Origin of the sequence: Micromonospora sp. NPDC047730 (assembly GCF_043204765.1) — a bacterium.
Classification (GTDB): domain Bacteria; phylum Actinomycetota; class Actinomycetes; order Mycobacteriales; family Micromonosporaceae; genus Micromonospora.
Genome location: NZ_JBIDCU010000001.1, coordinates 416,964 through 438,847 on the forward strand (window position 1 = coordinate 416,964; position 21,884 = coordinate 438,847).

A 21,884-nucleotide genomic window follows, 5' to 3' on the forward strand; every position below is an offset into this window, starting at 1 on the left:
TCAGTCCCCCAATGTGTTTGCTTCGGAGCGGTGATGGTCGTCCGGTGCGCCACCGGCGGCCCGGATCAAGGCGTGCAGCAACGCGGTCCGGTAGTCGCCCATGGAGCCGGTCTCCGACGTGTCGCCAGCGACCGCCAGGCCGTCCACGGGCTCGACCACGGTGAACCCGTCGTCCCTGAGTTGCTGGACGTTGCGGCGTACGGCCGGCTTCGCCCACGTGGTGGCGTTGGTCGAAGGCACCACGATCACCGGGGCGGCGACCGCCATGATCGTCGAGGTGGCGAGGTTGTCGGCGATGCCGTGGGCCAGCTTGCCGACGAAGTCCGCGGTGGCCGGCAGCACAATCGCCACGTCGGCCCACTCGGCCAGCGACACGTGCGAGCGCGCGTCGGCGGGCAGGTCGTCCCATTCGACGTACACCTCGCACCCGGCGACGCGGCGGATCGATTCGACGGTGACGAGCCGGGTGGCCATGGGCGTCAGCACGACCCGGATCCGGCTCAGCCGCAGCCGGTTCTTGAGCCACAGCAGGATGTGCGGCAGTCCGAGCACCGCGACGGATCCGGCTCCGAAGACCAGAAGGCGGATCTCGCTGAAGTCGTGACGCGTCCCGGTCACCGGTCACCCTTCGGGAGAAGATCGGCGAGTTCCCGCCACCGCCCTGTGGCGGCGGCCGCCACCTGCTCGACGTGGTCCGCCGAGCCGACCGCGACGACGCCCTGCGCGTAGTGCTCGAGCAGCCGGTCCGCGACCAGCGCCGGGAGCCGGTCGAGGCACGGCTGCCCGGCCACGGTGCGGTAGCCGGCGAGGAAGCAGCGCACGAGCGCCGGGAACCGCGCGGCGCCGGTCCCCACGGCGGCGGCCTCGATCAGCTCGGCGAGGAAGTAGGCCAGGTCGCGGTCCGGGTCGCCGACGCCGGCCTCGCGCCAGCCCATGACCACCGGGCGATCCAGCGGTACGACCAGTCCGGACGAGAACCGGCCGTGCACCAGGCAGTCCGGCCGTGCCGGGGGTCCGGCGGCGGAGGCGGCCAACGCGAGGACCCCGTCGCTGCGCCGGATCAGGTCGGTGCGCGCTGCGGCGACTCGGTGGGTGACGGCGGACGCCGCGGGCAGCCAGGCCGCCCGGCGCCGGCCCGGGAGGAACGACACCTCGGCGGCGGGTACGGCGTGCAGCCGACCGAGGAACGCGCCGAGTGCGGTGCACGCGCCCTCCCACGCTCCGGCGTCCGCGTCCGGCGGAGCCCCGAACAGGGGGTCGCAGAGCAGCATCGGAGTGGGGAGAACCGGCCAGGTCGCCAGGTCGGGCCGGACCAGCTCGGCCGGCGCAGCCGGCACGTCGCCGGCGGGCAGCGAGCCGGAGAGGCGCTGCAGCTGGGCGGCGTCCAGATAGTCGCCGGGGGCGTGCGCCTGCTCGAACCACCGGTACCCGGTCCCCGAGCGCACACAGCGACGCGCCACGAACGGGCCCTCCATCGATCGCACCGTCGTCACCGTCGTGGCGCCGGCCGTCACGGCGCGGCTCCGAGGAGCGGCTGGGGCGCCTCGTACGGGCGCTCGATGGACAGGCCCTCCTGACGGAAGCGCTCGGCAACGGCCTCGATTCGGCCCTCCAGATCCGTCACACCGCCGGCGTGCGCGGCGACCAGGCCCTCCGCCACCAGCGTGCACCGGTTCTCGCCGAAGCTGACCGTGCGCCCGCTCAGTTGCGGCTCCACCGCAAACGAGATGCCGGGCAGCAGCGGCTTGACGAAGCACGGCCGGTCGTCCCGGAGCCGGCCGGTGAGCTGCCCGTGTATCTCCGGCACCATGGACTCGTGATCGAGCCAGTCGGCCTCGCGCAGGTAGAGCACGCCAGCGTCGCGCCGGACGTAGGCGCTCGGATGGTTGGCCAGCTTGAAGCTGAAGGGGACCTTCCGGCGGTTCAGCTCGCCCGTCACCACGCGCATCACGTCCGGCGCCGCGTCCGGGCCGGCCAGGGTGAAGTAGACCCGGACCATGGTGGACTCGTCGGACTTGTGCGGGGGGCCCTCGTCGCCCACCGCCATGTACCAGCCGAGCACCGCGTAGCGCCGCCAGGGCGGCAGCACGACCGCGACCTCGTCGTCAGGCGCCAGCGGGCCGTCGTGCACCAGGTCATCGGCGGCGGCCAGCACCGTGATGCCGTCCTTCTCGATCAGCCAGGCATCGTCCCGGGGGGACCGGACGCGCCAGCCCGGAACCCGGTATCCGGTGCCCGTGTTCGCCGCGTGGATCTGCTCTGTGAACGCGTAGTCCTCGTGATCCACCAACGCGGCGGCCACCTTCCCGCCGCCGATCAGCAGGCGGGCGGCGGCGTCGTCACCGGCGTAGTAGGTGAGGTAGATGACGCGGGACAGATAGGACACCACGGGATAGTCGGACCGCGCCTCCATGTCCCGTGGCGGGGTGAGACGCCCGAACCGGGGGTGCGAGAAGGTTCTCTCGTCGAGGATCACCACCTCGTCGGCGATGCGGCGGATGACGTCGCGGTACATCGTCATTTCATGATCACCTTTGGGGTCGGATCGGCGATGAGTCGCTTGCCGTAGAGCAGGCACAGGTGGCCGACCTGGGTGAGCATGCCGAGCTGCTGGAGCCGCATCGCGGCCTGGAGCAGCAGAGCGACGCCGGCATACCGCAGGATGCGCAGCTCGGTGTCGTCCGGGATGCCGGTCAGCGCGCGATAGGCGGACAGGAACGTGCGGGCGTTGCGCCGTGCCGTCCGCAGTGCCTCGACGTCGCCGTGCCGGCGGACCGACTCCACGAGGAACTGCCCGACCAGATAGCCGACGTCGTAACACGGGTCGCCGAAGCCGGCGAGCTCCCAGTCGATGAGCCGGACCGGGCAGTCACTGCCCGGGTCGCGCGGGAAGAGGATGTTGTCGTCCCGCAAGTCGTAGTGGACGATCGTGTCCGGCCGCCACTGCGCGTGGAGCTCCTGGAACTCGGGCTCGAGCTGCTGCATGACACGCAGGTAGACGTCGAAGTCGAGGCCGGCGCCACAGGCGTACTCGTACGGCGTAAGCAGCGTGTTGGTCGGCACCGGCGGGTGGAGCAGCCATTCCGGGTACTTCCGGTAGGCCTCCGCGATGGGCGCCTTGTGCAGGTCGGCCAGGGCGGCGGCCAGGTTGACCAGATGGGTCACGTCGACAGCCGGATCGCGCTGGGTCAGCTCCCGCAGGCTGTCGCAGTCCTTCACCACGTCCAGCGCGATGGCGCGGGTGCCGTCGCCGCACGCGGTGATGTGCGGCACCGCCTGCCGGGCCCGCGGCGACAGGTCGAGCTCCCGGAGCATGCCGAGCACGACCCGCTCGTAGTCGTTGTCAAGCTCGGTGTCGGTGTCCGGGAACTTCACCAGGCGTGCCGTCCCGTCGTCGAGCTCGACCATCAGGACGACGCGCCGGGAGGAGCACCGTTCCACCCGCACGATCCGCTCCTGCTCGAGGCCCAGCATCGCGAGCACCGCGTAATCGGGCCGGAAGTCCGCCAGATCGTTTCCAATCTGGCGGGGAGCCAGGCGCCGACCCGGGCGCGGGGTGAAAAACCCCAGCGCCCGGGCGCGCAGAAGCTCGAGTGCCCCTGTGCTTTCCGTCATGTCTGCTTGGTTCAGCAGTGGGTCGCAGGCGTCACGACGACCGAAACGAAAGTGCCCTGAACGCCCTCGTCCGGGTTCATTCCGACCTGCTCCTCGAGGAACTTCTGCAGTTCCTCGGAGGAGACGCCGGCCAGTTCGCTGAACGAGGCGTCGATTGAGTCGACAGCCGTGGCCGCGTTGGACTCGTCGGCCTGGATCTGGCTGATCAGATCCTCGATGCTCTCGGCTGGAGCAGTCATATTTCCTCCCAGGATAGAGATTTCGGCTCGCGGTGAGCCGGCAGGAGGAGCCTCGCACGGCGCCGCATGGCGAACGCGTCGAGCGAATGTTGGCCGGAGATCACTATTGCTTCTCCGGTCATCTGGTGCAGCCGAAACAAGCCGGCCGAAGGCGATCGTCGCCGTCGCACCGCAATGTCCTGATAAGGTCTTGTGGGCGCGTCACACCGAATCGTCGTCGCGGCGCAGAATTGACCGATGCAGTTGCTGGAGCATGGCGCCCGGCTGCACCCCGAGATCGCGGTCCAGAATGCGCCAGAATTCCTGGTAGGCGCCGAGGGCCCCGCCGATGTCGCCGGAGCGGTAGTAGGCGCGCATGAGGTGAGCCCAAAGTCCTTCCCGCATCGGGTGCTCGGCCAGCAGGGCGCGGATCTCCGGGATCATGAGCCGGTGCTCCCCGAGGCGGAACTGGAGCGACAGCAGATCCTCGTACGCCACCAGCCGCAGTTGATTGAGGGACTCGATCTGCGCCCGGAGGGCCTCGGCCACCGCCAGGTCGGTGTGGCCGGCGTCGCCCCGCCACAGTCCCAGGGCCACCCGCAGGGTGGACGCGGCGGCGGCCACCGCGCCGGCGCGGGCCTCTTCGTCGGCGTGCCGGACCAGGCGTACGAAGACGTCGGCGTCCAATTCCATGGGTTCCACACGTAACCGGTAGGAATTGCCGTCGGACTGCCCGCCCCGTTTGACCGACGACAGCCTTGGCGGACTTTCTTCGGCAATCGTGAGCGCCTTGCGCACCTGTGCCACGTAGGACCGGACGTTGGACCGCGCCGAGTCCGGCGGGTTGTCCCACAGCGAATGAATCAGCTGCGCCTGGGTGACGAACTGGTTGGCCCGTAAGAGCAGCACGGCGAGCGCGCTGCGGGCCTTGTTCTCGGAGAGCGCCTGCTCGACTTCCTTGTCACGGCCGGGGTCGGCGCTCCACGCCACGGTGGGCCCGAGAATTCCGAACCGTAATACCGATGAGTAACTTTCCCCTATCGCCGGTTTGGTCGCCCGAGCGTTCCAGGAATCGCGTATTGGTGCAGGTGACAAGGCCATTTGGTGCCAGCTCATGTGACTCCCCGTTGTCCCCATGATATGAGCGTCCAAGGTGGGCTTTACCCGTGACGCACGAGGTTACCAGGGTAAATGTGATCATGGGGGCCTGTCGTCAAGGCGCTGGAGACATAACGGACGAGGCACCGAAAGCGATTCTGAGTTTCTGCGGCGCCAACAGTGCGCCGTGGGCGCCCAACGTCTGCGACCGCTGTGGAGGTGAACCGTTCCAGCGCCACGACGACAACCCAGACCGCATCACCGCGGGCCTGCAGTCCTACCGACCAGCCGTGGCAGCCACACTCAGTCACTACCGCGCATCAGGCAAGCTGACCTCCATCGACGCCACCCTCACGCCGGCGGAGATCACCACCAAGGCAATCGCGTAGCAGCCGCATCGCTTCCTGATCGAGACGGTGGCCATCCTCACCCTGTTGATCAAGCCCTGCCATCACGACGCGAGACGCTACCTCGTCGACGTGTCACGGATCTGCGCCGTGGTCATCGCATCGACGCACGCGGCAGGCCGCGCGGAATCGTCGTCGGCCGCCCGGAACCACTACCGTCGGCGAACAGCCGGCCGTCCGCGCTCGTCTCGGTGGAGTACGCCGAGGCGAGCGCGGGAAGGATCATTCTGGAGGGCCTCTGGTGGAACCAGGCACGACTGCCGGCGGTCCAACCTGACATGCGCGCGGTCGTCTCCCTCAGCTCTGTCCTGCTGGGCCTGTTCGTCGGCGCTCTCATGCTGCGTTCCGGCTGGGAGCTGCCGGTGCGAACCTCCTGCTCAGGCGACGTATGCACGTCGCAGTCGTGGGTCGACGTCGACTGGGACCGCGTCAACTGGGAACTGAAGCCGACCAGGATCGCCTGCTTCGAGGCCAACCCGGCCAACCACGATGTCCTGGTCGGGCCCGGCGACGAATGCGTACGGTCCCGCGGCGACGTCATCGAACACCAGGCCACCTACGAAGAACTACGTGAAGAGATCCAGCAACGGCGCACCCGGGCACTTGCGTTCGCCGGCGCCGCGGTCGCGCTGCCACCGATCCTCGTCGAGGTGTGGTGGCGGGTTCGCCGCAGGCCGGCACTGACGGCACACTGACTCCACGCTCCTCACCCTGATCGCGGCATGTGCGCTAGGCAGATCCATCTCTGTGTCATGCCGCAACTGCGCGACCCAATTGCGCGGGGGTCTCGTGGTTGACGCCCAATTCCCGGCCCACGTCACGGATCGTGCGGCCGGAATCCAGCACCAACGCCGCGGCCTGACGCCGGAACTGCGACGGGTACCGAGCTGATGCCGGTTCGGCGTGTCGCGTCGATGAAATCGCTCGGTTCCATCGGCGGGCGCGTGGTGCCTCGTCAGCTCGAATTCAGCTTCGACACAGGCGTGGGTGGTCGCTGCCGAAGCTTGCTAGAGGCCGAGTTGGACCGGATGCGTCGGCGTGCCGGTGGTGAGAAGCGCCGTCAACGGTGTGGCGAGGTCACGGGGCGAAAACAGATCATGGCCGGCGTAGCTGACGATCTCCGAGAGCTGCCACCAGCGGAACGCGGCCAGGTTCTCGGCGGCGAGTTGGTCGTCGGTCAGCTCGCCCCGGGGCTGGAAGTGGCTCGCGCGGATGAGGAAGTAGTCATTGATGATGCCGTCGAAACCGGACGCGTGGTCGGCGGCGACGACTTCCTGGTGCCAGACGTGCGGCGGGTCCACGGTGATCGTCAGACCGGTCTCCTCGCGGAGTTCGCGACGCAAGGCCGTCAGCGGCTCCTCGCCGGGTTCGATGCCGCCGCCCGGTGCTGCCCACACGGCCTTCGCCTGGCCCGGCACTGCCGGGTGAGGGGAGACGAACTGGCACAACAGTATGCGGTCGTCCTCGTCGAGCACGATCGCACGGACGGACCGACGCAGGTTCGGCGTCATGGTCTGTCGGACGCGGCGGCGCGGCGAACGATGATCGACATATCCGGAGACTATCAGCCCCTCACTCGGTCTTTATGGCTTGCCGTTGGCGCTGTGCTGACCAACCTCGTTTCCCTGTCCCAGTTGTGGTTCGGCGATGGGGCGGTCGGCGAAGCGGTTGTCCTCGCGGGCGGCGGCCAGTTTGTCGGCGAGGCTTCGGACCCCGGTTTCCTGATCGCGCACGGTGCGTTTGAGGGCGAGGTTCTCACTGGTCATACGAATTCGGTCGTCTTCGGCCCAGCCGGTATTCAGGTCGCGGATTTTGCCGAGGAGTTCGACGATGTGCTCGCGCTGGCGCAGGATCTCGACGACCACGCCAGGGACACCCTTCTCGTGGCGTGGCGCAGGCTGGTTACGGTACCGACGGCGCCACTGCCGTGGTTGCTCGGCGTGCCAGGCAACCGTGACGGCGGTGCAGACAATTTTCTTCATGCGAGTTCGGGCCGGGGGTAAGTGGGCCGAGGGGCTCAGGCGTGTACGGGACGTGGGACACGAGCAAGCACAGTTCGCAGAGTTCTATCGGGTCCACCGGGCCGCCTGCGCGCGGGCGGTGGTGGCCAGCACGGGCGACCGCGAGGGCGCTGAGGACCTGGTGGCAGAGGCGTTCACCAGGGCTTGGATGTCCTGGCGGAAGGTCAGCCGGCACCCGGCGCCCCAGGCTTGGGTGGTGCGTACCGCCCTGAACGTGCGGGTGTCGGCCTGGCGGCGCCGCCGCCGCGAGGTCGCCCTGGCTGACGGGCACGACGTGGCGGTCGGCGAGGACGCCGGGGGCGTGGACGCGGCGCTGATGGCGGCGCTGCGACGGCTGCCCGCCCGCCAGCGAGAGGTGATCGCGCTGCGGGTGTTCCTGGACCTGGACACCGAGACCACCGCTCAGGTGCTCGGCATCGCTGCGGGAACTGTCACCGCTCACCTGTCCCGGGCCGTCGCGACGCTGCGCGGCCAGTTGGTACCCGCCGAGACTCAGGAGATCAAGCAGTGAGAGACCAAGACGTACTGCGTGCGGTGGCGGACGGCCTGTCCGGCCTGGACATGGATCGGCCGGCGGAGGACATCATCGCCGCGGGCAATACGCGGCGCCGACGGCGGCTGGCCGCAGTGACCGCGGCCGGGGTGATGCTCGCCGGGCTGGCCTTGGCCGTGCCGGCGCTCACCGGCCCGGGACCCGCCTCGCCGCCGTCCGCGGAGCGGCCGGCCAGCATGGCTCCGACGCAGCTGGTCGCCTTCTCCGTGGCCAGCAAGCCCAACGGGACGGTGCTACTCACCCTGTCGAAGAAGCAGGTCGCCGACCCGGACGCGGTTCGAAAGGCGCTGTCCGAAGCCGGCGTGCCGGCGGAAGTCAGGGTCGGCTCGATCTGCTCCTCCGTGCCCGCGCCCCGACTTAATGAAAGGATCTTCCCCTCGCATAGCGAGGCGGACGCGAACACTCTCCTGGTGATCAACCCGTCGGCCATTCCGAAGGGCGCGGTGGTGAGCATCGGGTACAAGGACTCCCACGGCCCGGTCGCGTTCGGCCTGGCCTGGAAGAACCGGATGACCTGCAGCAACATGTGATCATCCTGGCCGCCGTACCCCCTCGTCGAGCAGCTCCGGCGGCCGCGAGCCGCACGACAGAGATCGCACACCCGCCACCGCTGAAGACGCTCATCGGCGTGCGGTGCGGACCGCTCAGGTCCGCACCGCACGCGCCAGTTCTGCGCGCCCGAAAATCCGGCGTGTTCAGTCGGGAACGAGGAATCAACACGCATCGCCGAACCCCCGGGTACGGCGCCGGAGAAAAACGCGACGATGCGGACGCCGCACCGGTGAGCGGGCGCGCACCAGGTCGATCACCTCGGGCTGGACGGCTGTTTCCGAGAACTCCTACTCGGCAGTCGGCTTGCTGGCGCATGCCGGCCGCAGTGCGCTGGCGCGCGCGGCGGCCAGCGTGATCCGCACCGCCTGGTCAGCGGTCGCCTCGTCGACTGGCTCGGCGGTGATGAGCAGGCGCAGGTAGATCGGCGCGGCAAGGGTCTTGAGCAGTTCGGCCGCGTCGGTGTCCCGGGGAAGTTCGCCGCGCTCGATGGCGCGGGCTATTACCGGTTCGGCTGCCGCGAGTCGGGAGCCGAGTTATCCTTCCTCGTCGTCGAGCAGTTCGCGGCGCCATTCGGCGAATCGGCTTCGGAGTTTGTCCAGCGCTCGGCCGGTGACGCCGTACTGGGCGAAGTCGTCGGGATCGAGCTGGGTGGCTTGTCCGAGAGCGTCGGCGAAGATGCGCCGGTCGAAACCACGGTCGGCGCGCTGCGCGAGGCCGAGGAGGGCCTGGCGCGTGTAGCGGCCGGATCGGAGCGCGGCGTCAATGTCGATGAAGTCGCGAGCGAACGCTCGCCCGTAGAGGGCACTCATCTTGTTCGCGACCGCGTCGTCCGGGTGCAGTACCGGCCCGATCGCCATGAGGATCGGTTCGTTGGCACGCCAGTCCACACCGAGTTCGACCTTGGAAACCCGCATGCCGTCGGTGACAGCCAGCCGGGCGAACGTGTCGTACTGCCGCTCGGTCTCGATGGTCAGGCCGTCGTCCCGGTAGGCCTGTACGACGGCGGCGACCGCAGCGGTGAACTCGTCGCGGCGGTCCCAGGCGGTGAACAGGTCGACGTCCTCACTGGGCCGCTCGACAAGTCCAGCGGCCTGCACGGCGTAGCCGCCGGCCAGCGCGAAGCCGTATCGATCGGCGGCCGCGAGCCCGGTGCGGGCAAGGCGTTCGTGGAAGGGGTCCACCTCTTATCCCGCGTTGCTGCGGGTTGCGGTGAGTTCGGGGAAGGCGTCCTCCCAGCGTTGGCGGAGCTGGGGCGGCAGCCACAGGGTGGGCCAGAGCCGCCGGAGGAGGTCGGCATCGAGCCAGGTGTTCAGGTCCTCGACGGTACTGGCTTCGGTGAGTACCACCTTGTACATGCTGGCCAGGCGTGCGGCCCGGTTCAGGTCGTACTCGGCGTGGCCGGACCAGTCGAGATGACGCGGAAGCGTCACCGTGCCTCCGGTGGGACCGTGCAGTTCGGCGAGGGTTTCGGCGACCACGTAGGGCTTCCGGTCACCGTAGGGCCGGTAGTCCGCCGGCGGCCGGGGGGATGTCCGGCGCCGGCTGAGGTTGGTCGCCCGCCGGACTTCCGGTCGGAGCGCCTGACGGATCGTCTCTCGGCTGTACCCGGTGACCCGCTGCAGATCCACCGGCCGCCAGCCGGCCGCATGAAACGCTCGCAGCTGCTCGTCCCGCTCGGTCAATGCGGCCGCACGCGTCGCCTCGTACCTGGAGACAACCGCATGCAGCTCATCCTCGGAGAACCGATCCATACCGTCAGCCTACTACGCTAGGCCCAGCACGCTTGGCTTTCTGTCATATCCCTGTAACCGGCGGGACCAGTCTTGGTGACCGCGATGGGATGCACTCATGGGGCGAGGGTCAGGTTCGCGTGCTGGGCGCCGCTGTTCTCGTGCACCGCGACCGGGTAGAGCAACTCGGGGCTGAGCTGTCCCGCATTCAGGACGAGCAGCCGGCCGCCCGGATCCGGTTTCTGGGCCCGTGGCCCCCCGTACTCCTTCAGCGCATTGCCCGCAGAAGCGGCGATCGATCACCCACGCGAGGGGCTGCCAGCCGATTCGCGACCCCAGTGACCATCCTGCACCGGGAGTGGGCACGAGGACCACCGGGCGATGCGGTGCGCTGGACAAGCTCACCTCACCCGGCGGCCCTCACCTACGTCAAGAGCCCGGTCACCAGCGTCCATGCACAGGAAACTCCCGGGACGCTCACCCTGACGGTGGTCCCCAGGTCACCGCGTCGTTCTGGTCAGTTCCTGCCCTCCGCCCAGCTCCTGGGCGTACGAGCGGGCGTCGATCGCGTCCAGCATGGCCAGCTCGGCGTTGTAGGCCGCCCATTCGGCGTAGTCGAGGGCATCCTGCGCGCCGGTTTCCGCCCAGTCTGCCTCGGCGGTGGCCGCCTGAGCGTCCATATTCTGGGTCCGCTCCTCGAACGTGGCCCGAACGTCGGCGCGCATGGCGGCGGCGTCGGCCTTCATCTGGGCCCAGACGCTGCCTCCGCCGGCGCGTACCTCGTCGGCGTGTTGCTGCGACTCGATCGCCGACCGCTCGATCTCGCTCTGGGTCGTCTCGATCCGCTGCCTGAGCTGCTCACGCGACTCGGTCTGCGCGGCGAGCACCTCTGCCCTGGTGAAGGCCAGACGCTGCTCGAGCGTCTCCAGCCGTTGGACGAAGTCCATGGTTTCACCTCACCTCCACAACCGGTTCGGCGGGTGTAGGTCTCACGCACAGCGTGACGTGGCCCGGATGAGTCCGTCTCACCCGGAACGGGTGACATTGCGACCGGGCGCACGACGCGCGAAGAGCCCGCCACGGAGGCTGGCGTTTCATCAGCCTCGCGCCCGGGAAGCCGCGCGCGATGAGCGAGGTCGACGACCGAACCACGGCCCGACAGGTGTTGATCGCCATCGGCCTGGTCCTCGCCACCGCCGCCGGACTGGCGCTGGTATGGCAGACGCGTAGGGTGCTGGGCTGGACAGTGGTGGCGGTGTTCCTGGCGGTGGCGCTGAATCCGCTGGTGGAGCGCGTGCAGCGGCGATGGGTGCGACGGCGGGCGGTGGCCACGCTTGTGGTGTTCCTCGCCTTCCTCGTCGTGCTCGGCGCGCTCGCCGCGTTGGTCCTGGTCCCCCTGGTAGAGCAGGTGGGCCGCTTCGCTGAGCGGGCGCCGGAGCTGCTGCGGGAGACCCGGGCCGGTCAGGGCCCCGTCGGTACGCTGCTGCAGCGGTTGCACCTGCGGCGGTCCGCCGGAGCGCACATCGACCAGCTGCAGCAATACGGCGGCCGAGTCGGACGGTCGACGGTCGGTGCGCTACGCGCGACGGTGCAAGGTGTTGCGGGAGCGTTGACAGTGATGGTGCTCGCATTCCTGATGGTCGTGCAGGGGCCGCGGCTGGTCGCCGGGGCGCTGGCGGTGGCCGGCGAGGGCCGGCGGGAGCGGCTACGCCGTATCGGGCGGGAGTCATCGCGCACGATCACCGGCTACGTGAGCGGCAACCTAGTGATCAGCGTGATCTGCGGGCTCGCGACATTCGTGGTGCTGGTTCTGACCGGGGTGCCGTTCGCCGGCGTCATCGCCCTCGTCGTCGCGGTGGCCGACCTGATTCCTCTCGTAGGGGCGACCCTGGGGGCGATCGCCGCCGGCGGTGCAGCATTCCTGCACTCGCCCACCGCCGGGATGGTCGTCCTGGTCTTCTTCGTCGCCTACCAGCAGGTGGAAAACCACCTGCTGCAGCCGGTCATCATGTCCCACACGGTGCAGCTCAACCCCCTGGCCGTGCTGATCAGTGTGCTGATCGCCGCGGAACTCGGCGGGCTGGTCGGCGCGCTGCTGGCCATACCGGCGGCCGGCATCATCCGCATCATGCTGCGCGAAGTCGTCCCCGTCACCCAACGCGATTCCTGGGCGGAACCGGGCGAGACATGACGGCAGGCGGGTGGATGTTTTGCTGTCTCCCCAGCGCGGCGGTGCTGGTCGGCGCGCGGCTGGCGCGGCTGCCAGCCGTCGGCTACGTGTGCGTCGTCTCACGCCGCCGCTCCCGCCGCACCGGCGTCCCCGTGGAGACGTGGGCCACGTCGATCCGGCCATTCTGACCGGTACTCCCGCCCGGTCTACAACCACGCGTTCCGGCTGACCGGGTCGTGGTCAACGGCCGAGGACGTCACCCAGGCGACGTTCCTCGTGGCTTGGCGCCGCCGCGACGTCCGACTGGTGGACGGCTCGGCGTTGCCGTGGTTGCTGGTCGTCGCCACCAATGCGGTCCGCTCCGAGTGGCGGTCGGCCCGCCGGTGGCTGGCGCTGCTCCGACGCCTGCCAACGGAGCGGCACACCGATGGCGACCTCGCCCAGTGGAGATGGAAGATGTCTTGAGCGGGAGGTCCCAGGTTGAGGCGCACCGTCGTCCCGCTGGCACCGAACGCAGCCTTCACCGCCTGCGTCGTTACCTGAAGCGCGGCCAGCATGGGTGTCGCCTTCTCGGGCGGCACGTCGGCGATGCCGCCGAAGTGACCTGCCGGAACGAGAAGCATGTGACCTCTGTTGTTCGGTCGCTGGTGCAGTGCCGGAAAAACAACGAACTCGTTGTTGACGGGCCCTACGAGGGTGGTCTCCAGTTTTCGGCGTGGGTGAAGCCGAGGGCTGACAGCGCGCCGGCCACCGCCGTCCGGTGTTCGGCCTCCACGTCGGCGGCCAGCGTCGGCGCACTGTCGGTGATGGTGACTGGGTATGCCGTGAGTGGGGCGGTGCCGGAGTGGGCGACGGTCAGCTCACCTTCGCCTCGCCCCATGGTGAGGTCGAGGTGGGTCAGGTGCAGGGCGTAGGACGGCACCTGGGTGGTGGCGTAGCCGTCGAACGGCGAGCGGACGGCGATCGCGCCGAGGCCTGTGACAGTGGTGGCGCACCTCCTGAGCGGAGAGATCCCGACTCAGGGGACTCGCGGGAGGGCAAGCTGCGAGAGCGGGTCCAGCGCAGCCCGTGACTGATCCGGGCGCTGAGCGTCGTGCGGGACTTATCCCGAACGCTGACCCTGCGTCGGCGTCTTGACCTGAGCCAGCGAACGAAGCTCGCGGAGAGTTGCCGCCGCGCCGCGCTACTGCCGGCCGCGTGCAGGGCCGGGGGAGCGCACGCCATGATGTGCGCGGTGTGTGCTCTCCAACGGATGCCAACCCGGGGCAACCGGTGCCAACGCGGGTCACCGCGGCGACCGCCGGTCGCAAACCGGGGTTCGAATGCTCGGGGTGTGGTCCTGGGCTGGGAGAACGGGGGCCCGGGTGACGTGGGTGAACATGGGCCACTCCCTGCCACCCCAGGTGAACCCCCAGGTCGCTAGACTAGGCCCTCGCGCCCTCGTAGCTCAGGGGATAGAGCATCGGTTTCCTAAACCGTGTGTCGCAGGTTCGAATCCTGCCGGGGGCACCTAGAAGATCAGCGAAGAACGCTACCTGAGCTGGCAATACGCACAGCGCTCGGTTGGCCGGCTGGGCAGTCGTGGGCCACTGGAAGCCGCCGTTTGCCGCAGGTCACGGAACATGCACGGAATGATCTTGGAGGCATCTGACCAGGTGGCCGAGGTGTCCGAGGCAAGATCCGGAATGGCGACCGTCATGCGGGCCAGGCCACGCCGGTCAGGGCCTCATCGATCCGGCCGTTGACGGGGCCTCTTCCCCGTCGATCGCCGGATCACCGATCACCGTGATCGTGAACGGACATGCACTTGGCGTAGACCTTGAGCAGGATGTCAACAGAACTCCGGCGGGGCGCTCCGCCTCAGGATGGCCGGGGCACCGCTGGCGGCTCGCGGTCCGTGAGTGGTTGCGGTGGGGGAGCCATCCCGCCCACCGTCGGCCCAGGCGAGCCGAGCAGACCACCCCCCCCCAGCGTCCGTACGAGCCGTCGAGGCCGTCTTGACGTGGTGGGCCGGGCGGAGGCCCGCTCCCCAGGAGGCGGGTTGCCGGTAGACGGTATGGCAGTAGTGCTTCCGGTGATTGGGCCAAGCTCAGCCGAACCCGGGAAGCCAACCAAGATCGCCGTCGTCATCTTGAGGTTGCGGCGGCAGGATCGATGCGAGCTCTTCATCGACTTCTAAGTCATAGGCTTGGGCCAGGATGGCGATGTGGATGCCCATCATGCTGCGAAGGCCACCGAGAGCAAGCGAGAATGGGTCCGCCTGTCCGTAACGCTCTCCGTAGCTGAGGTAGCTGCCGTTTGGCCCTGCTGCTTCGATGAACCGCCTGCAGGCGGCGCGCATGGCCCGGAGGTTCTCGAAAAGATCGCTCTTGGGCTTGACTAGAACGAGTTGCTCGGTGAGGAAGGCTCTGATCTGGAGCGCCGAGGAAATGCAGTGGCTCTTGTCTTCTCGATGTCGCTGGCCGAAAAGAAGCCGACGGTCTTCAAGGAAGAGCAGGACCCGTCGAGCGACGTCCTTGTCGCCTTCGGCCTTCTGCCACTGAGCGCCGAACCCTCCAGGGATCGATAGCCCGGTCAAGCGAATACCCATGCCTCGATGGTCCCATGCCGGTGCGTCAATGCGCTCGTTCATCCGGCTGCGCTCTCCGTCGATGCATCTCGCGTACACCTTGAGCAGCAGGCCGACCGAGTGTGTACGGCCCGCTGCGCGACCTCCGGCGCCGGGAGTCCGGCGTTCAGCCAGAGCGACACCCCGGCGTGCCGCAGATCGTAGGCCGCCCGGCCAGGGGAGAGGCCAGCCGATCCGGGGTCAGGCTCAGCGTCCGCGCCTTCCTCCCAGGCGCGGGAGTATGTCGAGGATGACACCACGTTGCCGCGGCCGCTGCGGAACCATCAAGGGCGCGTCGCTACGCGACGGCCTGCGGGAACCCTTGACCCCTGTGCGCACAGAGACTGGTGGTCTCCGGGCCACGGGTCGGGTTGACCTCAAGCGCGGTTGAGGTAGTCGGATGGGGGCATGCGTGCGATTCAGCTTCACGAGTTCGGTCCCCCCGGAAACCTGGTGCTCGACGACGTGCCCGACGTGTCGCCCGGCCCCGGCCAGGTCCGGATCGCGGTGTCGGCGAGCGGTGTGCACCTGCTCGACACGAGCCTGCGCCGGGGCGAGGCCGGCGGCCCGATGCCGCTGCCCGACCTGCCCACCATCCCCGGGCGAGAGGTCGCCGGCGTCGTCGACGACCTGGGCGAGGGCGTCGACGGGTCGTGGCGCGGCAAGCGGGTTGTCGCGCACCTGGGCATGGTGCCGGGCGGGTACGCCGAGCAGGCGGTCACCACGGTCGAGTCGCTCTACGCCGTACCGCGGAATCTGACCTGCGCAGAGGCGGTGGCGGCGGTCGGGACGGGCCGGACGGCGCTCGGGATCTTCGACCTGGAGACGCCGACGGCGGACGACGTCGTCTTCGTCCCGTCCGCGGCCGGTGGGGTGGGCTGGCTGCTGGTGCAGGCCGCGCGGACGACCGGTGCCACCGTGGTGGCGGCGGCGCGTGGCGCCGACCGGACGGCGGCGCTGCGCGACCTCGGCGCGGACATGGTGGTGGACTACGGGCTGCCGGACTGGACCGATCGGGTGCGGGAGCAGGTCGGCGGCCTGAGCCTGGTCTACGACGGGGTGGGCGGCGCGGTGGGTCGGGCGGCCCTGGAGTTGTTGCGGCCGGGCGGCCGGTTCATGATGTTCGGCTGGTCGGCCGGCGAGGCGACCCGGATCGGGACGGACGACGTCATCGGGCGCGGCCTGACCGTGGGCTGGCTGGGGCAGCGGATGCGCGCCCTGCCCGGCGGCATTCCGGCGCTGGCCGCCCGGTCGCTGGAACTGGCCGGGAAGGGCTGGTGGCGCCCGTTGGTCACGACCTATCCGCTGGCCGACGCCGCCGCGGCGCACGCCGACCTGGAGGGGCGCCGGGCGCTGGGCAAGGTGGTGCTGACCGTGGAGCGTTGACCGGGCACCCGGCCGCCCCGCGCGTCGTCGGCGGGGCGGCCGGGTGGGCGGTCGTCAGAGCGCGGCGCGGATCGCCTCGGCCAGCGTGGTCGGCTGCCGGCCGATCAGCTTCGCGAGGTCGTCGCTCTCGACGTGCAGGTCGCCCTGGGCGACGCCCCGGTCGCCGTCGGCGAGCACCTCCGCGTACGCCTGCGGCACGCCGGCGCCAGTGAGCACCTCGGCGTACTTCTCGACGGTGAGGTCGGTGTAGCCGACCTGGCGACCGGTTTGCCGGGACAGCTCCTCGGCCAGCTCGGTCATGGTGATCGGCGCGCCGGCCAACTCGTACACCCGGTTGGCGTGGCCCTCGGTGGTGAGCACCGCCGCCGCGGCCTCCGCGTAGTCGGCGCGGGTGGCGGCGCCGATCCGGCCGTCGCCGGACGCGCCCACGACGCCGTGCTCCAGGTAGGTCGGGAGCTGCGGGAGGTAGTTCTCGAAGTACCAGTTGTTGCGCAGGAGGACGTACGGCAGACCGGAGGAGCGGATCTCCTGCTCCGTCGCGCGGTGCTCGGTGGCGAGAATGAGGCTGGAGGTGTCGGCCTTGGTGATGCTGGTGTAGACGACCAGCCCGACGCCGGCCTCCTTGGCGGCGTCGACGACGTTGCGGTGCTGCTGCACCCGCTGCCCGACCTCGCTGCCGGAGACGAACATCAGCTTCTCGGCCCCGGCGAGGGCGGCGCGCAGCGAGTCGGGGTCGCTGTAGTCGGCCTGCCGCACCGTCACGCCGCGCGCGGCGAGGTCGGCCAGCCGGTCGGTGTCCCGGCCGAGCGCGACGACCTGCCCGGCGGGTACGCCCCGGCGCAGCAGCGAGTCGACGATCAGTCGGCCGAGGTGGCCGGTGGCGCCGGTGACGACGATGGACATGGGCACTCCTTGCGTGCGTGCGGGATGGTGTCTGACGTCATCGGCAACGGGAATGCCACCGCGATACTTCCCGTTGGAGAGTAGGCACCTTGAAGTGCGTGACTTACCGATGGAGAGTGGCCGTGCACCCGAACGTCTACGCCCGCAACTGCGGCAGCCGGCAGGTGCTGGACCGGATCGGCGACCGGTGGAGCGTCCTGGTCGTGCTCACCCTCGCCGACGGCACGAAGCGCTACGGCGAGCTGGCCCAGCGGATCGAGGGGGTGAGCCAGAAGATGCTCACCCAGACCCTGCGGGCGCTGGAACGCGACGGCCTGGTGACCCGGACGGTGCACGCGAGCGTCCCGCCGCGGGTCGACTACGCGCTGACCGACCTCGGCCGCAGCCTGCTCGACCTGGTCGCCGGGCTCGAGTCCTGGGCCACCACCCACCTCGACGAGGTGGAGGCCGCCCGCGCCCGATACGACGCCGAGCCTCGCTAGACCGGAGGACGGGGGCGCGGGCGTGTGTCGGGGAGGGCAGCCGACGGCCCGGGCGACAGCCGGAGCCGGTGTTTCGTCGGCGCCGCGAGAAAGGCCAGCCCGTCGGGAAGGCCGGCCTCCGGATGTAACGAGATTCGCTGACAAGACGCTGCGCTTGCAGCCCGCGAATATTCCCACCTCCGGGAATAGGCTCCGCGTATCGACGGCCGCCACCTGCGGCCATCGCGTACCGCGGGTCGGACGCGGATCGAGGGGGCGCGTCCGGCGCCGGTGCCGCTTCTCGTTTTGACACCGGAGGACCCTGTGCGTCGTACCGCACTCTTCGCCACGCTGACCACCGCGGCGCTCGCCGCGGCCGTCGTCGCCGCCACACCGGCATCCGCGATCAACACCTACAACGCCCTGCCGGCCCCGGAGCGCACCGAGGTCGGCGCCCTGATCGTGCAGTGGGACCGCGACGGCGATCCCGGCACGCCGGACGTCGTGGACTGGTACTGCTCCGGCACCATGATCGACCGCGACGTCTTCCTGACCGCGTCGCACTGCACCACCGACTGGTCGCCGGGCGCCCGCTTCTACGTCTCGCTCGCCCAGGACGTGGAGGCGGAGCTGGCCGCCGCGAAGGCCGCCGGGCTCAGCCCGGCGCAGGTGGCCGCCGCCGTCGGCGTCGAGGGCACCGAGCACGTCCACCCCGACTACCCGGGCAACTCCGCCGACTCGCACGACATCTCCGTGGTCACCCTCGACACCGCGCAGGCCGCCGAGCTGGACCGGCGCTGGGACTTCACCCCGGCCACCCTGCCGACGGCCGGCCAGCTCGGCGCGCTCGGCTCCCGGGCGCTCGACGCGGCCCGCTGGGAGGTCATGGGGTACGGCACGGCGGAGGCCCAGCGCGAGCCCGGCGGGCACGTCCACCCGGGCGGCGGGGTGCGGATGAAGGCGGAGGTCGGCTTCAGCGCGCTCAACAACACCTGGGTGCGGCTCGCCATGAACGAGAGCCGCGACTACGGCGGGGCCTGCTACGGCGACTCGGGCGGCCCGAACTTCGTCACCACCGGCGGGCAGCGGCTCCTCGCCGCCACGACGATCACCGGCGACGGCCCCTGCTACGCCACCAACGTCACCTACCGGCTGGACAGCGACAGCGCCCGCGACTTCCTGGACGACTTCGTCGACCTGCCCTGACGGCGGAACGCGGCGGCGGCCGGCGGGACCATCGCCGACTGCCGCCGCGCGTCACCGCCCGGCCGCCCCCCGTCGCCGCGGTGCCGGCCGCCGGGGGCCGGCCGATCCGGCTGCCGTGCCGGCTCGGCCCCGCTCGCCCGGCCGCCGCCCGACCCGGCCGGCCGGTCAGCTTTCGGGCAGCTGGGCGACCTTGGTGAGCACCTTGTCGATCAGGCCGTACTCGCGGGCCTGCTCGGCGGTGAACCACCGGTCCCGGTCCCAGTCCTGCTGGATCTCGTCGAGGGTGCGCCCGCTGTGCCGGGCGATCAGCTCCTGCATGGTCCGCTTCACGTGCAGCATGTTCTCGGCCTGGATGGTGATGTCCGCAGCCGTGCCGCCCATCCCGCCGGACGGCTGGTGCATCATGATCCGCGAGTGGGGCAGCGCGTAACGCTTCCCGGCCGCCCCGGCGCAGAGCAGGAACTGCCCCATCGAGCCGGCCAGGCCGAGCGCCAGGGTGGCCACGTCGTTCTTGACGTAGCGCATGGTGTCGTAGACGGCCATCCCCGCGCTCACCGAGCCGCCCGGCGAGTTGATGTAGAGGAAGATGTCCCGTTCCGCGTCCTCGGCGGCGAGCAGCAGGATCTGGGCGCAGATCCGGTTCGCCGACTCGTCGGTCACCTCGGTGCCGAGGAAGATGATCCGCTCCCTCAGCAGCCGGTTGAACACCTGGTCGTCGAAGGACGGATGCCCACCGTCCAACATGCTTACGCCCGTAGCGATCATCGCGCGCCCTCCCACAGTGCCGGCGGGCGACCGGAGGCGCCCGGGGGACCGGCCCCTTCAGACTGCCCGCCGGACGGCGCGTCGCCGTAACAATTCTGCCCGCGGCAGATCCGCTGAGGGCGGAAGCGGCCGGGCCTAGACGACCGCCAGCCGCCGTCGGCCCGACCGGCACCGTCCGCAGCCGAGCACGGCACTGGTACGCGGCCCGGGGCGACCGCCGCGCGCGGAGGCGGAGCGTCCGACCCGGACGGTCGGCCCACCGGCCCGGGGAGCCAGGTGGAGCAACGGCCCGCCGGTCCGGAGACCGGCTCGCGCGACCGGCGTGGAATCGGGGGCGTCCGCCCGCTCCGGCTCGACCGGGTCGGGGCCGGCCGGAGCGGCCGCGGCGGAGGCCAGTTCCGCCCGGGGCGCCGCCGGGATGCGCGGCTCGACACGGCGCAGGTCGTCGCGCGCCTCCTCGAGCAGGTCCGACAGGTGGATGCCGAGCGCCCGGCAGATCGCCGCGAGCACCTCCGAAGAAGCTTCCTTCCGACCGCGCTCGACCTCGGACAGGTAGGGCACCGACACCCCGGCGGCCTCGGCCACCTCGCGCAGCGTGCGACCCTGCCGCAGGCGGAGCCGGCGCAGCACCCCGCCGATCACTCGTCGCAGCAACGACATGCGGGCCTCACTCTCGTGGTCGCCGTCGGGGACACCCCCATCATGCCCTGTCCCGGCCCTGCGGACCGGCCCGTCGGCGCGCCGCCCGTGTACGGGAGCCGCGGCGGCGGAGCGCGTCCAGGTTGCCCGTCCGCCGCCACCGCCGCATCCGGCCCGACCGGTTGCCCCGTCGCCGACCCCGCCGTGCGGATTCCCGTCGGGCCGCTATGTTGTGGGCGTGCAGGCGACGATGGAGTCGGGGCAGGTCATCAGGTGATCCACTTTCCCGCGCAGCGACGGGGCCCACTGAGCGCGCTGAGCCTCCGCCTTGCCGCCGCCATCGGCCTGGTCTTCGCCACCGTCGCCGTGGTCTACCTCGACCGCGACGGCTACCGCGACGTCAACGAGGACGGCATGACCCTCCTCGACTGCTTCTACTACACGGTGGTCACCCTCTCGACCACCGGCTACGGCGACGTCACCCCGGTCAGCCAGACGGCCCGGCTGGTCAACGTCGTCTACATCACGCCGGCCCGGGTGATCTTCCTGATCATCCTGGTCGGCACCACCCTGGAAGTGCTGACCGAGCAGTACCGCACCGGGCGCCGCCTGTCGCGGTGGAGGAGAGCCGTGAAGGACCACGTCATCATCTGCGGCTACGGCACGAAGGGCCGCAGCGCGGTCTCCGCCCTGCTGGAGAACGGGCTGGACAAGTCCCGGATCGTGGTGGTGGAACGCAGCGGCCCGGCCCTGCGGCAGGCCACCTCGGCCGGCCTGGTGGCGATCGAGGGATCGGCGACCCGCTCGTCGGTGCTGAACGAGGCGCACGTCCGCACCGCCAAGGCGGTGATCATCGCGACCGACAGCGACGACGCATCGGTCCTGGTGGCGCTGACCGTACGGCAGCTCACCGCCGGCCAGGTGCGGATCATCGCCGCCGCCCGTGAGGCGGAGAACGCCCCGCTGCTCAAGCAGAGCGGCGCGCACCACGTGATCGTCTCCTCGGCCACCGCCGGCCGGCTGCTGGGCCTGTCCACCTCGGCCCCGCCGCTGATCGACGTGGTGGAGGACCTGCTCACTCCCGGCCAGGGCATGGCGCTGGCGATGCGCTCCGCCGAGCGGGCCGAGGTGGGCCGCTCCCCCCGGGAGCTGGACTCGCTGGTCATCGCCCTGGTCCGGCGCGGCAAGGTGGTGACGCTGGCCGACAAGGCCGGCGCGGTCATCGAGACCGGTGACATGCTCGTCCACGTCCGCGACGACCGCCCTCAGGCGACCACCGCGCCCTGACCGGCCCCGCGCGGGCCGACGCCGGAGCGGCTGACTGTGCCGGCATGGCCGGCGGTCATCGCTGGACGGCCGCCCCGGTCCGGCCCTTTGGGCTGACCAAGAATCGTCTTCGCGGATCTTTTTCCGCGCTGGCTTGTTTGCTACCGTTTGGCGGCTTGGAATTGCCGGGGAGCGTTATCGACCGCAGTCGACGCGCCGTCAATGGCACAGGCACGACGGGGGCTTCATCTTTCGCACGTGGGCTGACGCCCGCGCGTCGATCGTC

Annotated in this window: 26 protein-coding genes, 1 tRNA gene and 4 pseudogenes; 12 read left to right on the forward strand and 19 right to left on the reverse strand. The window is 70.2% G+C overall.

All coding sequences use genetic code 11. The features are described from left to right. From ACGF5G_RS02000 to ACGF5G_RS02025, 6 genes are all read right to left on the reverse strand, one after another. Nucleotides 1-618: a flavoprotein gene (locus tag ACGF5G_RS02000; RefSeq protein ID WP_393258071.1), complete on the reverse strand. Its 618-nt coding sequence runs from the start codon at nt 616-618 to the stop codon at nt 1-3. Beyond that, a complete protein-coding gene (locus ACGF5G_RS02005) occupies nt 615-1,484 on the reverse strand; it encodes a phosphotransferase family protein (RefSeq protein WP_393258074.1) in 870 nt (289 codons plus the stop codon). Before ACGF5G_RS02005 ends, ACGF5G_RS02000 begins: the two co-directional genes overlap by 4 nt. Before the next feature lie 26 nt (nt 1,485-1,510). Then, nucleotides 1,511-2,521 carry a T3SS effector HopA1 family protein gene (locus ACGF5G_RS02010; protein ID WP_393258076.1) on the reverse strand — a complete coding sequence of 337 codons (1,011 nt, stop codon included), beginning with the start codon at nt 2,519-2,521 and terminating at the stop codon, nt 1,511-1,513. Beyond that, a complete protein-coding gene (locus ACGF5G_RS02015; RefSeq protein WP_393258079.1) occupies nt 2,518-3,474 on the reverse strand; it encodes a phosphotransferase family protein in 957 nt (318 codons plus the stop codon). The genes ACGF5G_RS02010 and ACGF5G_RS02015 overlap by 4 nt, the downstream gene beginning before the upstream one ends. Nucleotides 3,475-3,626: 152 nt before the next feature. Further along, nucleotides 3,627-3,854 (reverse strand): thioviridamide family RiPP peptide, encoded by a 228-nt coding sequence (gene tvaA, locus ACGF5G_RS02020; protein ID WP_393258081.1) that lies wholly within the window; start codon nt 3,852-3,854, stop codon nt 3,627-3,629. 201 nt (nt 3,855-4,055) lie between these two features. Next, nucleotides 4,056-4,823 carry a BTAD domain-containing putative transcriptional regulator gene (locus tag ACGF5G_RS02025; protein ID WP_393258083.1) on the reverse strand — a complete coding sequence of 256 codons (768 nt, stop codon included), beginning with the start codon at nt 4,821-4,823 and terminating at the stop codon, nt 4,056-4,058. Nucleotides 4,824-4,999: 176 nt separating this feature from the next. Here ACGF5G_RS02025 and ACGF5G_RS02030 point away from each other — a divergent pair, with 176 nt between their 5' ends. Beyond that, complete coding sequence (locus ACGF5G_RS02030; protein WP_393258085.1) at nt 5,000-5,320, forward strand: hypothetical protein; 321 nt, start codon at nt 5,000-5,002, stop codon at nt 5,318-5,320. Between the two features lie 209 nt (nt 5,321-5,529). Then, nucleotides 5,530-6,033, forward strand: coding sequence for a hypothetical protein (locus tag ACGF5G_RS02035; RefSeq protein ID WP_393258087.1), 504 nt, complete (start codon nt 5,530-5,532; stop codon nt 6,031-6,033). A gap of 55 nt (nt 6,034-6,088) precedes the next feature. Here ACGF5G_RS02035 and ACGF5G_RS02040 read toward each other — a convergent pair whose 3' ends face one another. The 3 genes from ACGF5G_RS02040 to ACGF5G_RS02050 all read right to left on the reverse strand — a co-directional run bounded on the left by ACGF5G_RS02040 (nt 6,089) and on the right by ACGF5G_RS02050 (nt 7,203). Continuing rightward, nucleotides 6,089-6,304, reverse strand: a complete 216-nt coding sequence (locus ACGF5G_RS02040; protein ID WP_393259186.1) for a transposase — start codon at nt 6,302-6,304, stop codon at nt 6,089-6,091. Between the two features lie 41 nt (nt 6,305-6,345). Beyond that, nucleotides 6,346-6,849 (reverse strand): NUDIX hydrolase, encoded by a 504-nt coding sequence (locus tag ACGF5G_RS02045; protein WP_393258090.1) that lies wholly within the window; start codon nt 6,847-6,849, stop codon nt 6,346-6,348. A 72-nt stretch (nt 6,850-6,921) separates the two neighbouring features. Further along, nucleotides 6,922-7,203 (reverse strand): hypothetical protein, encoded by a 282-nt coding sequence (locus tag ACGF5G_RS02050; protein WP_393258092.1) that lies wholly within the window; start codon nt 7,201-7,203, stop codon nt 6,922-6,924. Between the two features lie 169 nt (nt 7,204-7,372). Here ACGF5G_RS02050 and ACGF5G_RS02055 point away from each other — a divergent pair, with 169 nt between their 5' ends. Both ACGF5G_RS02055 and ACGF5G_RS02060 read left to right on the forward strand, forming a co-directional pair. Continuing rightward, a complete protein-coding gene (locus ACGF5G_RS02055; protein ID WP_393258095.1) occupies nt 7,373-7,870 on the forward strand; it encodes a sigma-70 family RNA polymerase sigma factor in 498 nt (165 codons plus the stop codon). Beyond that, nucleotides 7,867-8,442, forward strand: coding sequence for a hypothetical protein (locus ACGF5G_RS02060; RefSeq protein WP_393258097.1), 576 nt, complete (start codon nt 7,867-7,869; stop codon nt 8,440-8,442). The genes ACGF5G_RS02055 and ACGF5G_RS02060 overlap by 4 nt, the downstream gene beginning before the upstream one ends. Before the next feature lie 309 nt (nt 8,443-8,751). On the opposite strand, the pseudogene ACGF5G_RS02065 reads toward ACGF5G_RS02060, so the two are convergent. From ACGF5G_RS02065 to ACGF5G_RS02075, 3 genes and pseudogenes are all read right to left on the reverse strand, one after another. Next, nucleotides 8,752-8,982 (reverse strand): annotated as a pseudogene (locus ACGF5G_RS02065) (TetR-like C-terminal domain-containing protein); the annotation flags it as partial. A 15-nt stretch (nt 8,983-8,997) separates the two neighbouring features. Then, nucleotides 8,998-9,645, reverse strand: coding sequence for a nucleotidyl transferase AbiEii/AbiGii toxin family protein (locus ACGF5G_RS02070; protein ID WP_393258099.1), 648 nt, complete (start codon nt 9,643-9,645; stop codon nt 8,998-9,000). Between the two features lie 3 nt (nt 9,646-9,648). Continuing rightward, nucleotides 9,649-10,215 carry a hypothetical protein gene (locus ACGF5G_RS02075; RefSeq protein ID WP_393258102.1) on the reverse strand — a complete coding sequence of 189 codons (567 nt, stop codon included), beginning with the start codon at nt 10,213-10,215 and terminating at the stop codon, nt 9,649-9,651. An 89-nt stretch (nt 10,216-10,304) separates the two neighbouring features. Between ACGF5G_RS02075 and ACGF5G_RS02080 the strand changes: the two are divergent. After that, a pseudogene (locus ACGF5G_RS02080) lies at nt 10,305-10,442 on the forward strand (hypothetical protein); the annotation flags it as partial. 252 nt (nt 10,443-10,694) lie between these two features. On the opposite strand, the gene ACGF5G_RS02085 reads toward ACGF5G_RS02080, so the two are convergent. Further along, nucleotides 10,695-11,141, reverse strand: a complete 447-nt coding sequence (locus tag ACGF5G_RS02085) for a hypothetical protein (RefSeq protein WP_393259238.1) — start codon at nt 11,139-11,141, stop codon at nt 10,695-10,697. A 179-nt stretch (nt 11,142-11,320) separates the two neighbouring features. On the opposite strand from ACGF5G_RS02085, the gene ACGF5G_RS02090 reads away from it, so the two are divergent. Then, the gene (locus ACGF5G_RS02090; RefSeq protein ID WP_393258105.1) at nt 11,321-12,385 is read left to right on the forward strand and encodes an AI-2E family transporter; all 1,065 of its coding nucleotides are present in this window, start codon (nt 11,321-11,323) and stop codon (nt 12,383-12,385) included. Nucleotides 12,386-12,565: 180 nt separating this feature from the next. Then, a pseudogene (locus ACGF5G_RS02095) lies at nt 12,566-12,829 on the forward strand (RNA polymerase sigma factor); the annotation flags it as partial. A 35-nt stretch (nt 12,830-12,864) separates the two neighbouring features. Here the strand turns inward: ACGF5G_RS02095 and ACGF5G_RS02100 are convergent. Together ACGF5G_RS02100 and ACGF5G_RS02105 are read right to left on the reverse strand one after the other, a co-directional pair. Next, a pseudogene (locus ACGF5G_RS02100) lies at nt 12,865-12,987 on the reverse strand (hypothetical protein); the annotation flags it as partial. Between the two features lie 65 nt (nt 12,988-13,052). Next, entirely contained in the window at nt 13,053-13,286 is a 234-nt protein-coding gene (locus ACGF5G_RS02105) for a hypothetical protein (protein WP_393258108.1), read from the reverse strand. A gap of 514 nt (nt 13,287-13,800) precedes the next feature. Here ACGF5G_RS02105 and ACGF5G_RS02110 point away from each other — a divergent pair. After that, nucleotides 13,801-13,873 (forward strand) — tRNA-Arg (locus tag ACGF5G_RS02110). A gap of 580 nt (nt 13,874-14,453) precedes the next feature. Here the strand turns inward: ACGF5G_RS02110 and ACGF5G_RS02115 are convergent. After that, nucleotides 14,454-14,996, reverse strand: coding sequence for a DUF6650 family protein (locus ACGF5G_RS02115; protein WP_393258111.1), 543 nt, complete (start codon nt 14,994-14,996; stop codon nt 14,454-14,456). 384 nt (nt 14,997-15,380) lie between these two features. On the opposite strand from ACGF5G_RS02115, the gene ACGF5G_RS02120 reads away from it, so the two are divergent. Next, entirely contained in the window at nt 15,381-16,358 is a 978-nt protein-coding gene (locus tag ACGF5G_RS02120) for a zinc-binding dehydrogenase (RefSeq protein WP_393258114.1), read from the forward strand. A 54-nt stretch (nt 16,359-16,412) separates the two neighbouring features. Here the strand turns inward: ACGF5G_RS02120 and ACGF5G_RS02125 are convergent, their stop codons facing one another. Then, complete coding sequence (locus ACGF5G_RS02125) at nt 16,413-17,261, reverse strand: SDR family oxidoreductase (RefSeq protein ID WP_393258117.1); 849 nt, start codon at nt 17,259-17,261, stop codon at nt 16,413-16,415. 98 nt (nt 17,262-17,359) lie between these two features. Here ACGF5G_RS02125 and ACGF5G_RS02130 point away from each other — a divergent pair, with 98 nt between their 5' ends. Then, nucleotides 17,360-17,743 carry a winged helix-turn-helix transcriptional regulator gene (locus tag ACGF5G_RS02130; protein WP_393258120.1) on the forward strand — a complete coding sequence of 128 codons (384 nt, stop codon included), beginning with the start codon at nt 17,360-17,362 and terminating at the stop codon, nt 17,741-17,743. Nucleotides 17,744-18,046: 303 nt separating this feature from the next. Then, nucleotides 18,047-18,928 (forward strand): trypsin-like serine protease, encoded by an 882-nt coding sequence (locus ACGF5G_RS02135; RefSeq protein WP_393258123.1) that lies wholly within the window; start codon nt 18,047-18,049, stop codon nt 18,926-18,928. 165 nt (nt 18,929-19,093) lie between these two features. On the opposite strand, the gene ACGF5G_RS02140 is transcribed toward ACGF5G_RS02135, so the two are convergent. Together ACGF5G_RS02140 and ACGF5G_RS02145 are read right to left on the reverse strand one after the other, a co-directional pair. After that, nucleotides 19,094-19,693, reverse strand: a complete 600-nt coding sequence (locus tag ACGF5G_RS02140) for a ClpP family protease (protein WP_393258126.1) — start codon at nt 19,691-19,693, stop codon at nt 19,094-19,096. Nucleotides 19,694-19,828: 135 nt separating this feature from the next. After that, nucleotides 19,829-20,353: a helix-turn-helix domain-containing protein gene (locus tag ACGF5G_RS02145; RefSeq protein WP_393258129.1), complete on the reverse strand. Its 525-nt coding sequence runs from the start codon at nt 20,351-20,353 to the stop codon at nt 19,829-19,831. Nucleotides 20,354-20,605: 252 nt separating this feature from the next. Here ACGF5G_RS02145 and ACGF5G_RS02150 point away from each other — a divergent pair, with 252 nt between their 5' ends. Beyond that, nucleotides 20,606-21,619: a potassium channel family protein gene (locus ACGF5G_RS02150; RefSeq protein ID WP_393258132.1), complete on the forward strand. Its 1,014-nt coding sequence runs from the start codon at nt 20,606-20,608 to the stop codon at nt 21,617-21,619. Nucleotides 21,620-21,884: the final 265 nt, after the last annotated feature.

Excerpts from the sequence above, each read along its gene's own strand:
- ACGF5G_RS02010 (WP_393258076.1), bottom strand. The coding sequence starts at position 2,521 with ATGACGATGTACCGCGACGTCATCCGCCGCATCGCCGACGAGGTGGTG.
- ACGF5G_RS02015 (WP_393258079.1), bottom strand. The coding sequence starts at position 3,474 with ATGCTGGGCCTCGAGCAGGAGCGGATCGTGCGGGTGGAACGGTGCTCC.
- tvaA (WP_393258081.1), bottom strand. The coding sequence starts at position 3,854 with ATGACTGCTCCAGCCGAGAGCATCGAGGATCTGATCAGCCAGATCCAG.
- ACGF5G_RS02045 (WP_393258090.1), bottom strand. The coding sequence starts at position 6,849 with ATGACGCCGAACCTGCGTCGGTCCGTCCGTGCGATCGTGCTCGACGAG.
- ACGF5G_RS02075 (WP_393258102.1), bottom strand. The coding sequence starts at position 10,215 with ATGGATCGGTTCTCCGAGGATGAGCTGCATGCGGTTGTCTCCAGGTAC.
- ACGF5G_RS02085 (WP_393259238.1), bottom strand. The coding sequence starts at position 11,141 with ATGGACTTCGTCCAACGGCTGGAGACGCTCGAGCAGCGTCTGGCCTTC.
- ACGF5G_RS02090 (WP_393258105.1), top strand. The coding sequence starts at position 11,321 with ATGAGCGAGGTCGACGACCGAACCACGGCCCGACAGGTGTTGATCGCC.
- ACGF5G_RS02115 (WP_393258111.1), bottom strand. The coding sequence starts at position 14,996 with ATGAACGAGCGCATTGACGCACCGGCATGGGACCATCGAGGCATGGGT.
- ACGF5G_RS02120 (WP_393258114.1), top strand. The coding sequence starts at position 15,381 with ATGCGTGCGATTCAGCTTCACGAGTTCGGTCCCCCCGGAAACCTGGTG.
- ACGF5G_RS02125 (WP_393258117.1), bottom strand. The coding sequence starts at position 17,261 with ATGTCCATCGTCGTCACCGGCGCCACCGGCCACCTCGGCCGACTGATC.
- ACGF5G_RS02140 (WP_393258126.1), bottom strand. The coding sequence starts at position 19,693 with ATGATCGCTACGGGCGTAAGCATGTTGGACGGTGGGCATCCGTCCTTC.
- ACGF5G_RS02145 (WP_393258129.1), bottom strand. The coding sequence starts at position 20,353 with ATGTCGTTGCTGCGACGAGTGATCGGCGGGGTGCTGCGCCGGCTCCGC.